Below are 11,607 nucleotides of genomic sequence, written 5' to 3'. Positions count from 1 at the left end.
CGGGGAGGCATAAGCCTCCCCGCATCGTTTGTGGAAACTACATGAATATTCTGATCGTTGGGCCCAGTTGGGTCGGTGACATGGTGATGGCGCAGACTCTGTTCCAGAGCCTGCGTATGCGCTACCCGGACTGCCAGATCGACGTGCTTGCCCCCGAGTGGAGCCGGCCGATCCTCGAGCGCATGCCCGAAGTGCGCAAGGCCTTGAGCTTTCCGCTCGGCCACGGTGCCCTGGAACTGGCGACCCGCCGCCGCATCGGCAAATCCCTGGCGGGCCAGTACGACCAGGCGATCCTGCTGCCCAACTCGCTGAAGTCGGCGCTGGTGCCGTATTTTGCCGGTATCCCCAAGCGCACCGGCTGGCGCGGCGAGTTTCGTTATGTGCTGCTTAATGATGTACGCACGCTGGACAAGGCGCGTTACCCGCTGATGATCGAACGCTTCATGGCCCTGGCCTATGCGCCGGGCGTCGAGTTGCCCAAGCCGTACCCGCGGCCCAGCCTGCAGATCGACCCGGTCACCCGCGATGCGGCACTCGCCAAGTTCGGCCTGGTCCTGGATCGTCCGGTGTTGGCCCTGTGCCCCGGTGCGGAGTTTGGCGAGTCCAAGCGCTGGCCGTCGGACCACTACGCCAAAGTCGCCGAGATGAAGATTCGCGAAGGCTGGCAGGTGTGGTTGTTCGGTTCGAAAAACGATCACTCGGTGGGTGAAGACATTCGCCAGCGCCTGATCCCGGGCCTGCGCGAAGAGGCCGTCAACCTCAGTGGCGACACGTCCCTGGCCGAGGCCATCGACTTGCTCTCCTGTGCTGACGCCGTGGTGTCCAACGACTCCGGCCTGATGCATGTGGCCGCTGCGCTGAACCGCCCGTTGGTGGCGGTGTACGGCTCCACCTCGCCGGGCTTTACCCCGCCGCTGGCCGACCAGGTCGAAGTGGTGCGTCTGGGGCTGGAGTGCAGCCCGTGCTTTGATCGCACCTGCCGCTTCGGCCATTACAACTGCCTGCGCCAATTGCTGCCGCAGCCGGTAACCGATGCCTTGCAGCGATTGCAGGGCGACGTGGTCGAGGTTCACTGAGTTGCGGGTACTGGTAATCAAGACCTCATCCCTGGGCGACGTGATCCATGCCTTGCCGGCACTGACTGACGCGGCACGGGCGATCCCCGGCATTCGCTTCGACTGGGTGGTGGAAGAAGGCTTTGCTGAAATCCCCACCTGGCACCCGGCGGTGGACAAGGTCATCCCGGTGGCGATCCGCCGCTGGCGCAAGAACCTCTGGCAAACCTTCAAGAGCGGCGAGTGGCGGCGCTTCAAGCAGCAAGTCCAGTCGACCAAGTACGATCTGGTGATCGATGCCCAGGGCCTGTTCAAAAGCGCCTGGCTGACCCGCTACGTGCGCGCTCCGGTGGCCGGATTCGACAAACACTCGGCCCGTGAGCCGATTGCGGCGCGCTTCTACTCGCGGCGCCTGGCCGTGGCCCGTGGGCAGCATGCGGTGGAGCGTTTGCGCCAACTGTTCGCCGTGGCCCTCGGCTATGACTTGCCCAAAGGCCTGGGCGACTACGGCCTCAGCACCGAAAAACTGCTCGGCCTGCCGCCGAAAAAGCCCTTCGTCCTGCTGCTGCACGGTACTACCTGGGACACCAAGCATTGGCCCGAGGCCTACTGGCGCGAGTTGGCTGAACGTATGGGCCGCCTGGGCGTGGACGTGAAGTTGCCCTGGGGCAACGCCGCCGAAAAGGCCCGTGCGGAGCGCCTGGCCCAAGGCCTGAACAACGCCGAAGTGCTGCCCAAGCTGAACCTGGCCGGCGTGGCCCGGGTATTGGCCGGCGCCCGCGCCTGTGTGGCGGTGGACACCGGGCTGGGGCATTTGGCGGCGGCGCTGGATGTGCCGACCATTTCCCTGTTCGGCCCCACCAACCCCGGCCTGACCGGCGCGTACGGCAAGGGCCAGGTTCACCTGGCCAGCGACTTTGCCTGTGCGCCGTGCCTGCAAAAACAATGTACCTATCAACCGACGGCCGACGACCAGCGTCGGTTCGACATCAAGCGCGAGTCGCCCCTGTGTTTCACGCGCCTGAACCCTGAGCGTGTGGCAACCCGGCTGAGCACGTTGTTATTGGCTGAGGAGCTGCACTGATGCAACTGGCTTTTGTTCTGTACAAATATTTCCCCTTCGGCGGCCTGCAGCGCGACTTCATGCGCATCGCCCTGGAGTGCCAGCAGCGCGGTCATCAGATTCGTGTCTACACGCTGATCTGGGAAGGTGACATCCCGCCCGGCTTCGAAGTGCTGGTGGCGCCGGTCAAGGCGTTCTTCAACCATCGGCGCAACGAGAAGCTCAGCGCCTGGATGCAGGCCGACCTGGCCAAGCGCCCGGTGGACCGCCTGATCGGCTTCAACAAGATGCCCGGCCTGGACGTGTACTACGCTGCCGACGGCTGCTTCGAAGACAAGGCACAAAACCTGCGCCATTCGCTGTACCGCAGTTTTGGCCGCTATCGCCACTTTGCCGAGTACGAGCGCGCGGTGTTTGCCAAGGACGCCAAGACCGAAGTCTTGATGATTTCCGAAGTGCAGCAGCCGCTGTTCATCAAGCATTACGACACGCCGCTGGAGCGTTTCCACCTGCTGCCACCGGGCATTGCCCAGGACCGCCGCGCGCCGCCGAATGCGGCCGAGATTCGTGAAGGCTTCCGCAAGGAGTTCAACCTGGGCGATGACGACCTGCTGCTGGTGCAGATCGGTTCCGGCTTCAAGACCAAGGGCGTCGACCGCAGCCTCAAGGCCGTGGCGGCGTTGCCCGCTGAGCTGAAAAAACGCACGCGCCTGTTTGTCATCGGCCAGGACGACCCCAAGGTATTCCAACTGCAAAGCGCCACCCTCGGGCTGGGCGATAACGTGCAGTTCCTCAAGGGGCGCAGCGATATTCCGCGTTTCCTGCTGGGCGCCGACCTGCTGATCCACCCGGCGTACAACGAAAACACCGGCACCGTGTTGCTCGAAGCCCTGGTGGCCGGGTTGCCGGTGCTGGTCTCGGCGGTGTGTGGTTATGCCCATTACATCGCCGAAGCCGACAGCGGCCTGGTGCTGGACGAGCCGTTTGAACAGGCTCAGTTGAACCAGTACCTGACGCAGATGTTGACCGATTCTGCACAGCGCGCGGCCTGGGGCCGCAATGGGTTGGCCTTCGCCGAGACGGCCGACCTCTACAGCATGCCGCAGCACGCTGCGGATGTGATTCTGGCGGAGCCAAAACGATGAAATTGATTCTTGCCGAACCGTTCAAGACGTTATGGGCCGGGCGTGATGCCTTTGCCGAAGTCGAGCAACTGCAAGGCCAGGTATTCCGTGAACTGGCGGCGCGACGCACGCTGCGCACCGAGGTGGATGGCCGCCCGTATTTCGTCAAAATCCACCGCGGCATCGGCTGGGCGGAAATCTTCAAGAACCTGATCACCGCCAAGCTGCCGGTGCTCGGCGCCGGCCTGGAATGGGATGCCATTCACCGCTTGCAGGAACTCGGTGTGCCGACCATGACCGGCGTGGCCTTCGGCGAAAAAGGCAGCAACCCGGCGGACCAGCACTCGTTCATCATCACCGAAGAGTTGGCGCCGACCATCAGCCTTGAAGACCTGAGCGTCAACTGGGTCGCCGAGCCGCCCGCGCCCGCGTTGCGCCATGCGCTCACGGCCGAGTTGGCGCGCATGGTTGGCGACATGCACCGTGGCGGCGTGAATCACCGCGACTGCTACCTGTGCCACTTCCTGCTGGACACGTCCAAGCCGATCGACGCACGCAACATCAAGCTCTCGGTGATCGACCTGCACCGGGCGCAAATGCGCGCCCATCTGCCGCTGCGCTGGCGCGACAAGGACCTCTCCGCGCTGTATTACTCGGCGTTGGACATCGGCCTGACCCGGCGCGATAAATTGCGCTTCCTCAAGGGCTACTTCCGCCAGCCGCTGCGTCAGATCCTGGCCGAGCAATCGGCGTCCCTGAGCCTGATGCAGCGCAAGGCCGACAAGCTCTACGCGCGCAAGCAACGTTATGGGGATGCGATCTGATGGCGGGTTGGAACCTGGAGCCTGCCTACGCCGCCCTGGCGGATGATTTTGGAAGCCTCGAAGCGGTATTTGCCCTGCAAGGCGAGCGGCTGACCCGCGACCCGCTGTCGGAAGTGATCCGGGTGGAGCGTGGTGGGGTCAACTACTACGTCAAGCGCTATACCGGTGCCGGCAAGGGCCTGCGGCGTTACCTGGGCAAGCCGCGGGTCAAGTCCGAATGGCAGAACCTCAAGCGCTTCGCCAAGTGGGGCATTCCCACCGCCGATGTGGTCGCCTGGGGCCTTGAGCGCAGCGGCCTGGCCTATGATCGTGGCGCAATGATCACCCGCGAGTTGCCGAGGACCGAAGACCTCTCGGTCCTGGCCGAACGTAAGGATGCGCGCCTGCGCGACCCCAAGTGGGTCAACGCGGTCAGCCGCCAGCTCGCCGAATACACGCGCACCATGCACGATCATCGCTTTACCCATAACGACTTGAAGTGGCGCAACCTGCTGATCGACGATCAGGCCACCCTGTACCTGATCGATTGCCCCAACGGCGATTTCTGGCGCGGTTTCTGGCTCAAGTACCGCATCACCAAGGACCTGGCCTGCCTGGACAAGGTGGCCAAGTATCACTTGTCGGCCACTCAGCGCCTGCGCTTCTACATGCAGTACCGTGGGTGTCGGCACCTGAGTGAGTCGGACAAACGGCGGATTCGCCACGTAGTGAAGTTTTTCGAGGGACGTGAATGAGTGATTTCCTGGCGGCTGAAGATCGCGCCCTGCTGGAGCGCCACGGCCTTGCGACCTTCGACGCCCTGTGGGCCCGGCAACTGGACGCGGTGGACGAGCCGAACACCAGCCGTGGCGGCTGGAGCAGCGTGTTTCGCCTGGAGCTCGACGGCCACGGCTATTACCTCAAGCGCCAGAGCAACTACCTCACGCGCAGCTTGCACCGGCCCTTGGGCGAGCCGAGTTTTTCCCGCGAGTTCCGCAACATCAGCCGTTACCGCAAGCTCGGGATCCCGGCGCTGCAGGCGGCGTTCTACGGCGAGCGCAAAGTCGCCGGTGAGCACCGCGCGATGCTGCTGACCCGTGCCCTGGACGGTTGGAATGACCTGGATTCATTGCTGGAACAATGGGCGCAACTCAGCGATGCCCAGCACTGCGCGATCCTGCTGGCCTGCGGTCAACTGGCGCGCCGGTTGCACAGCGTCGGCCAGGTGCATGGCTGTTTCTACCCCAAGCATATTTTCCTGCAGGCTACTGGTGACGGCTACGCCGCGCAGTTGATCGACCTGGAGAAAACCCGCCCGCTGCTGTTCGGCTGGCGTGACCGGGTCAAGGACCTGGAACCTTTGTTGCGCCGTGCGCCACAGTGGTCCGACGCCCAGGTGCGTCAACTGCTGGCGGCTTACCTCGATCAGCCGGAAGGCAGCGCACTCGTCACCACCTGGCTGCAACGCCTGACGAAGCGGCGTAGCCACAAGGAGAACCGTTGATGCGCCTGTCCGAGTTGAAAAACGCCGGCCGCAGGCCGAGCCTGCCCCTCACTGTCGACCTGGCGGATGCCGCCGGCCCGGGGCAACTGCAACTGTTGAGCCTGTTGCGGGTGTTGCCGGGCGATCGTTACGTGGGCGCGGCGGTATGGCGCGGGCGTCCGGTGCTGGCCAAGTTATTGGTGGGCGGCAAGGCCGCGCGGCATTTCCAGCGTGAACTCAGCGGCGTACGCCTGCTGGCCGAGCAAGGCCTGACCACCCCGCTGTTGCTCGCCGATGGCTTGCAGGACGGCGAGGGCGGCTGGCTGCTGTTCGAGTTTATCGAAGGTGCCGAGAGCCTGGCCGATGCCTGGCACGCCGTTGAAGCGCTACCGCCACTGGCCGACGAGCAAACCGCCGTGCTGGCCGAGGCGCTGGGTGCGATCGGGCAGATGCATGCCAAGGGCCTGTGGCAGGAAGACCTGCACCTGGACAACCTGCTGCGTCAGGACGGCAAGCTGTACCTGATCGATGGCGCCGGTATTCGCGTCGAAGAGGCCGGCAAGCCACTGTCGCGTAACCGCGTGCTGGAAAACCTCGGGGTGTTTTTTGCCCAGTTGCCGAAAAACCTCGAGCCGTTTACCGAAGAACTGCTGGTGTACTACCTACTGGGCAACGGCGAGCACGCCTTGCCCCTGCAAGCCCTGGAAAAACAGGTGCGCAAGGTCAGCGCCTGGCGCCTGAAGGACTTGTTGAACAAGGTGGGCCGCGACTGCACGCTGTTCAGCGTGGTGCGTGGCGCCTTTGCCTTGCGCGCGATCCGTCGCGAGGAAGAACCGGCGATGCTGCCGGTGCTGGAGCAGGCGGATGCGTTGCTCGACCAGGGCCACCTGTACAAGACCGGTGGTGCGGCCAGCGTGGCCAAGGTCGACGTAGCCGGCCGGCCCTTGGTGATCAAGCGCTACAACATCAAGGGCGTTGCCCATTGGCTCAAGCGCTTCTGGCGCCCGAGCCGCGCCTGGCATTCCTGGCGCGAAGGCAATCGCCTGGCCTTCCTCGGCATCGCCACGCCCAAGCCGCTGGCCGTCCTGGAAAAGCGTTTTTTCTGGCTGCGCAGCCGCGCTTACCTGGTCACCGAATACCTGCCGGGCCCGGACATCATCGAGCGGTTCGCGCCCTATATCGAACACGGTGACGCGCCGGAAAACGAACTGTTGGCGCTGGACCAGTTGTTCGCCGAGCTGATTCGCGAGCGCATCAGCCATGGCGACTTCAAGGGCCATAACCTGTTCTGGGATAAGGATCGCTGGTCGCTGATCGACCTCGACGCGATGTGCCAACACAGCTCTGCCGCCAGCTTCGCCCCGGCGTATGCCAGGGACCGTGCGCGGTTTATGCGGAATTGGCCTGAGAGTAGTGCGTTGTATCAGCTGATCGATCAGCGTTTGCCGAAGCAATCGACCTGATCGTTTCCTCCCAGGGTGAACGATTAAGAACTGTTGCCTGAGCAACAGTTATCAGGCAGTTGTTGCCTCAGAACGACAGTCCGCCTTCATGTGAAAACGTTATCCCATTGATTTTACGTAATAAAAATCCTGGCACGGGCTCTGCAATGCCTCCTGGTGAACCCTTTCACCGGTCGCAGCGGAGCCCTGTATGCCTTCCAGCCTTTCCTCGCTTTCCCGTTTGATCTGCCTTGGCGCCGCGCTGTTGCTGGGCCATGTCGTCAGTGTCCAGGCTGCCGAGGGCGATGAGGCCGTGCCGTCCCTGGCCGGCAAGCGCATTGCCGTGAGCATGACCGGCACCAGTCACTATTTCGATATCAAGGCGTTCCAGGCCCAGGTCGATGAAATCAAGCGCCTGGGCGGCACGCCGATCACCCTCGATGCCGGGCGTAACGACAAGAACCTGGTGACCCAGCTGCAAACGGTGGTCACCCAGAAACCCGACGCCGTGATCCAGACCCTCGGCACCCTCAGCGTGATCGACCCCTGGCTCAAGCGCATCAGCAAGGCCGGCATCCCGCTGTTCACCATCGATGCACCGTCCCAGTACAGCCTCAACAACACCACCTCCGACAACGTCGCCACCGGCAAGGCGTTGGCCGAACAATTGATCAAGGACGCCGGCGGCAAAGGCAAGATCCTGGTGTTCAACGGTTTCTACGGCGTGCCGGTGTGTGCGATCCGTTATGACCAGTTGAAGCTGGCGCTCAAGGATTACCCCCAGCTGGAAATCATCCAGCCGGAACTTCGCGACGTGATCCCCAACACCGTGCAGGATGCTTATTCCCAAGTCTCGGCGCTGCTCAACAAGTACCCGGCGGGCAGCGTCTCGGCGATCTGGTCGGCGTGGGACATTCCGCAGTTGGGCGCGAGCAAGGCGCTGATCGATGCCAGGCGCACCGAGATCAAGACTTACGGCGTCGACGGTACGCCGGAAGTGCTGGCGCTGCTCGGCCAGGCAAATTCGCCGGTGGGGGCGGTGGTGGCGCAGCAACCGGCGTTGATCGGCAAGACCGCTGTGCAGAACGTGGCGCGCTACCTTGCCGGGCAACGAGACCTGCCCAAGGAAACCCATGTGGCCACGCTGCTGACCACCGCGGCCAACCTGGACCAGGTTCAGCAACTGCGGGGTGACTGATGCCGGCATTGGTCCTGCAACACTTGCATAAACGCTTTGGCGCCACCCTGGCGCTGGATGACGCAAGCCTTAAAGTCGAACGCGGCAGCATCCACGGCCTGGTGGGGGAGAACGGTGCGGGCAAGTCGACCTTGATCAAGATCCTGGCCGGCATCCACAAGGCGGACGCGGGGCAGGTGAGTATCGATGGCCAGTCGTACGCCGCCTTGTCACCGCGTCAGGTGGATGCGCTGGGCGTGCAGTTCATCCATCAGGAGCGTCTGTTGCCCGCCAGTTTTACCGTGGGCGAGGCGCTGTTTTTCGGGCATGAATTGCGGCGCGGGCCCTTTGTGGATCGACGTCGGCAGCAACGTGAAGCCGAGCGCTTGCTGGCGGAATATTTTGATCTGCAATTGCCCGCAGGTGCGCTGGTGAGCGAGCTGAACAGCGCCGAACGCCAGGTGCTGCAAATCACCCGGGCGTTGATTCGCCAGCCGAAGATCCTGGTGTTCGACGAGCCCAGCGTGGCGTTGGTCAAGCGCGAGGTCGACCAGTTGCTGCGCATCGTCAAGCGCCTGCGCGACCAGGGTTTATCCATCCTGTACATCTCCCATTACCTGCAGGAAATCGACAGTCTGTGCGATGAAGTCACGGTGCTGCGCAATGGTCGGGACGTGGCGGTGGTGCAGCCCCGGCATACGTCCAGCGCCGAGATTGCGCGGCTGATGGTCAATCGCGAGGTGCAGGAGATGTACCCCAAGGCCAAGGTCGCACTGGGAGCGCCGCTGTTGCAGGTACGCGGGTTGAGCCTGGCGCGGCGCTATCGGCAGATCGATCTGGACGTGCGGCGCGGAGAAATCGTCGGCCTGACCGGGCTGGTCGGCTCGGGAGCCAAGGAGTTGTTCAAGACACTTTTTGGTGTCGAGCGCGCCGACAGCGGCAGTGTGCATCTGGACGGGCGTTTGCTGCGCCTGCGTTCGCCGGCCCAGGCGATTGCCGAGGGCATTGCGCTGGTGCCGGAAGAGCGGCGCAGCCAGGGGATTTCGCCAGTGCTTTCGGTGCTGGAAAACCTGACGCTGGCGGGGCTCGGGCGGTTCAGCCGCTGGGGCTTGTTGAGCCGCCGCAAGGAGCAGGCGGAAAGCCTGCGGCTGATCGACGAATTGGCGATCAAGGCGCCTGGGCCCCAAGTGGCGGTCAGCCAGCTCAGTGGTGGCAACCAGCAGAAGGTCGCCCTGGGGAAATGGCTGAGCCGCCGCTCGGCGGTGTACCTGTTGGATGAGCCCTGTGTGGGCGTGGATGTGGGTGCCAAAGTAGAGATATATCGCTTGATCGGACGCTTGGTGGAAGAGGGCGCGGCGGTGCTGGTGTTGTCGTCGGATTTGCCGGAGTTGTTGGGGATCAGTGACCGAATCCTGGTGCTGCATCGGGGTGAGATCGCCGGTGAATTCCGTGCCGGGGAGGCGGACAGCGATCAGTTGCTGGCCTGTGCGACGGGGGCCGTGGTTGCGGCGGCTTTAAGCGCTCGAGAGGTGGAACATGCTTGAAGCGGCGACGCCTGGGTTATCGCAGCGGTTATGGGTGCTGGTGCTGCGCCGTGGGTCGGTGGGGGTTTTTATGGCGATCCTGATGGGGTTTGCCGTGGCTGCGCCGAATTTTCTGTCGGTGGGTAATCTGGTCAACGTGTTCAGTCAGTCGGCGATTCTCGGCGTGCTGGCCTTCGGGCTCACCTGCGTGATTATCGGCGGCGGTTCGAACGTGGTGGCTGGAGGGCTGGACCTGTCGCTGGCGGCCAACCTGGGCTTGTGCGCGGCGGTATTCAGCCGCCTCAATAATGCCGGCCTGGATCTCGGGTTGACGTTGCTGCTGACCCTGGGCTGCGGTTTGGCGGTCGGCTTGCTGAATGGGCTGGCCGTGGTGGTGCTGCGTTTGCCGCCGTTGCTGGCGACCCTGGCGAGCATGAATGTACTGGCCGGGCTGGAGTTGGTGCTGACGGAGAACACGGTGGTCTCCACGGACTCGCCGCTGTTGGACCTGCTCAGTGGCGGCGCCTGGTTGGGCGTACCGGCCCTGGCCTGGGTGCTGCTGGTGACGGCGGGCGTGCTGACGCTGCTGATTCAGCACTCGGCCTATGGGCTGCGCCTGCATGCGGTGGGCGAATACCCCCAGGCGGCCGAAGCGGCGGGCATTGGAGTGCCCGTCTACGTGTTGTCGAGCTATCTGCTGTCCGGTCTATGTGCCGCGGTGGCTGCGCTGTGTTCGGCGGCGTTCTTCAGCGGCAGCACCACCGGTTCCGGCGACATGCTGCTGTCGGTGGTGGCGATCGCCTTTCTCGGTGTGGTGTTTTCCCGCCGGTTGGTGGCGAGCATTCCGGGGACTTTGCTGGCAGCGCTGTTGATCGGTTTTCTGATCAATGGCTTTCAACTGCTTAACCTCTCCAGCTTCTGGGTCAATGGTGTGCAGGGCGTGTTGATCCTGCTGGTCGTCGCAGCCTCCAGTGCAGTGAACCAAGGGGCGACGGCATGAACGCACGCGCAGTATTGCCGCTGACATTGCCACTGGTGTTCACCCTGATTGTCGTGGTGTTTGCGCTGCAAGCGCCGGGCTTCCTCAGTGCTGGCAACCTGCAAAGCCTGGTGCTGAACAACTTCGTGCTGCTGGCGATTGTCGCCATCGGCATGACCTACGCGGTGGCGGCCGGTGGCATCGACCTGTCGGTGGGCACGGCGCTGGACTTTGCCAGTTTCAGCTTTGTGGTGCTGCTCAATGGCGGCCATGGCTGGGCGGTGGCGGCCACGGGCGCGCTGGCGGCGGCGCTGCTGGTGGGGCTGGTCAATGCCGGCCTGATTGCCGGGCTGCGCATCAGTCCGTTCCTGGCCACCCTTGGCACGTTGTTTATCGGCACCAGCGCCCAGCAACTGCTCTCGGACGGCGGCCAGCCGATCTATATCAGCCAAGGCTTGAAGCCTGAACTCATGGGGCTGACACCGCTGCTGGTGGTAGTGGGGCTGGCGCTGTTCTACGGCCTGGCCCTGGCGCGCGGACGCCTGGGCCGTGAGTTGCTGGCCCAGGGCACCCAGCCGCTGCTGGCGTATTACTCGGGGTTATCGGTGCGGCGCATCGTCACCATCGTGGCCCTGGCAACCGCCCTGGCCTGTGGGGTGGCCGGCGTGTTGCTCAGCTCGACAGTCAGCGCCTATGTGCCGCTGTCCGGTAACGCGTTTTTGCTCAATGCGATTGGCGCGGTGTTTATCGGCACCACCTTGAGTCGACAGGGACGGGCGAATGTTCCGGGGACCCTGCTGGGCGTGTTGTTTATCAACGTGATCGCCAACGGGCTGCTGCTGATCGGCTGGAATTTCTACTGGCAGCAGGTGGCGACCGGGGTGCTGATCTTTATCGTGCTGAGCTTCAGTTTCGCCAGTCGGCGGATGCTGGAGCGCGTCTAGTGTTGCACCCCAAA

At 63.6% G+C, this 11,607-nt stretch carries 11 protein-coding genes; all 11 read left to right on the top strand.

Annotated elements, in window-relative coordinates:
• Nucleotides 1-41: 41 nt before the first annotated feature.
• The 11 genes from waaF (at nucleotide 42) to V3W40_RS18520 (ending at nucleotide 11,593) form a co-directional block, all read left to right on the top strand.
• Nucleotides 42-1,076 carry a lipopolysaccharide heptosyltransferase II gene (waaF, locus tag V3W40_RS18570; protein WP_065946630.1) on the top strand — a complete coding sequence of 345 codons (1,035 nt, stop codon included), beginning with the start codon at nucleotides 42-44 and terminating at the stop codon, nucleotides 1,074-1,076.
• 1 nt (nucleotide 1,077) lies between these two features.
• The gene (gene waaC, locus V3W40_RS18565) at nucleotides 1,078-2,139 is read left to right on the top strand and encodes a lipopolysaccharide heptosyltransferase I (RefSeq protein WP_330215466.1); all 1,062 of its coding nucleotides are present in this window, start codon (nucleotides 1,078-1,080) and stop codon (nucleotides 2,137-2,139) included.
• Nucleotides 2,139-3,263 (top strand): glycosyltransferase family 4 protein, encoded by a 1,125-nt coding sequence (locus V3W40_RS18560; protein WP_330215465.1) that lies wholly within the window; start codon nucleotides 2,139-2,141, stop codon nucleotides 3,261-3,263. The genes waaC and V3W40_RS18560 overlap by 1 nt, the downstream gene beginning before the upstream one ends.
• Nucleotides 3,260-4,066 carry a lipopolysaccharide core heptose(I) kinase RfaP gene (gene rfaP / locus V3W40_RS18555; RefSeq protein WP_330215464.1) on the top strand — a complete coding sequence of 269 codons (807 nt, stop codon included), beginning with the start codon at nucleotides 3,260-3,262 and terminating at the stop codon, nucleotides 4,064-4,066. Before V3W40_RS18560 ends, rfaP begins: the two co-directional genes overlap by 4 nt.
• Complete coding sequence (locus V3W40_RS18550; RefSeq protein ID WP_027604952.1) at nucleotides 4,066-4,800, top strand: lipopolysaccharide kinase InaA family protein; 735 nt, start codon at nucleotides 4,066-4,068, stop codon at nucleotides 4,798-4,800. Before rfaP ends, V3W40_RS18550 begins: the two co-directional genes overlap by 1 nt.
• A complete protein-coding gene (locus tag V3W40_RS18545) occupies nucleotides 4,797-5,549 on the top strand; it encodes a lipopolysaccharide kinase InaA family protein (protein ID WP_065925666.1) in 753 nt (250 codons plus the stop codon). Before V3W40_RS18550 ends, V3W40_RS18545 begins: the two co-directional genes overlap by 4 nt.
• Nucleotides 5,549-6,991, top strand: a complete 1,443-nt coding sequence (locus V3W40_RS18540; RefSeq protein ID WP_330215463.1) for a lipopolysaccharide kinase InaA family protein — start codon at nucleotides 5,549-5,551, stop codon at nucleotides 6,989-6,991. Before V3W40_RS18545 ends, V3W40_RS18540 begins: the two co-directional genes overlap by 1 nt.
• A 190-nt stretch (nucleotides 6,992-7,181) precedes the next feature.
• Complete coding sequence (locus tag V3W40_RS18535; protein WP_330215462.1) at nucleotides 7,182-8,168, top strand: sugar ABC transporter substrate-binding protein; 987 nt, start codon at nucleotides 7,182-7,184, stop codon at nucleotides 8,166-8,168.
• The gene (locus V3W40_RS18530) at nucleotides 8,168-9,691 is read left to right on the top strand and encodes a sugar ABC transporter ATP-binding protein (protein ID WP_330215461.1); all 1,524 of its coding nucleotides are present in this window, start codon (nucleotides 8,168-8,170) and stop codon (nucleotides 9,689-9,691) included. The genes V3W40_RS18535 and V3W40_RS18530 overlap by 1 nt, the downstream gene beginning before the upstream one ends.
• Nucleotides 9,684-10,670, top strand: coding sequence for an ABC transporter permease (locus V3W40_RS18525; protein ID WP_323145869.1), 987 nt, complete (start codon nucleotides 9,684-9,686; stop codon nucleotides 10,668-10,670). The genes V3W40_RS18530 and V3W40_RS18525 overlap by 8 nt, the downstream gene beginning before the upstream one ends.
• Complete coding sequence (locus V3W40_RS18520; RefSeq protein ID WP_330215460.1) at nucleotides 10,667-11,593, top strand: ABC transporter permease; 927 nt, start codon at nucleotides 10,667-10,669, stop codon at nucleotides 11,591-11,593. The genes V3W40_RS18525 and V3W40_RS18520 overlap by 4 nt, the downstream gene beginning before the upstream one ends.
• The last annotated feature ends 14 nt before the right edge of the window (nucleotides 11,594-11,607 follow it).

The sequence above is a fragment of the Pseudomonas sp. AM8 genome (genome assembly GCF_036346475.1).
Taxonomy (GTDB): Bacteria; Pseudomonadota; Gammaproteobacteria; order Pseudomonadales; family Pseudomonadaceae; genus Aquipseudomonas; species Aquipseudomonas marginalis.
This window is presented reverse-complemented; position numbering and strand designations above follow the sequence as displayed.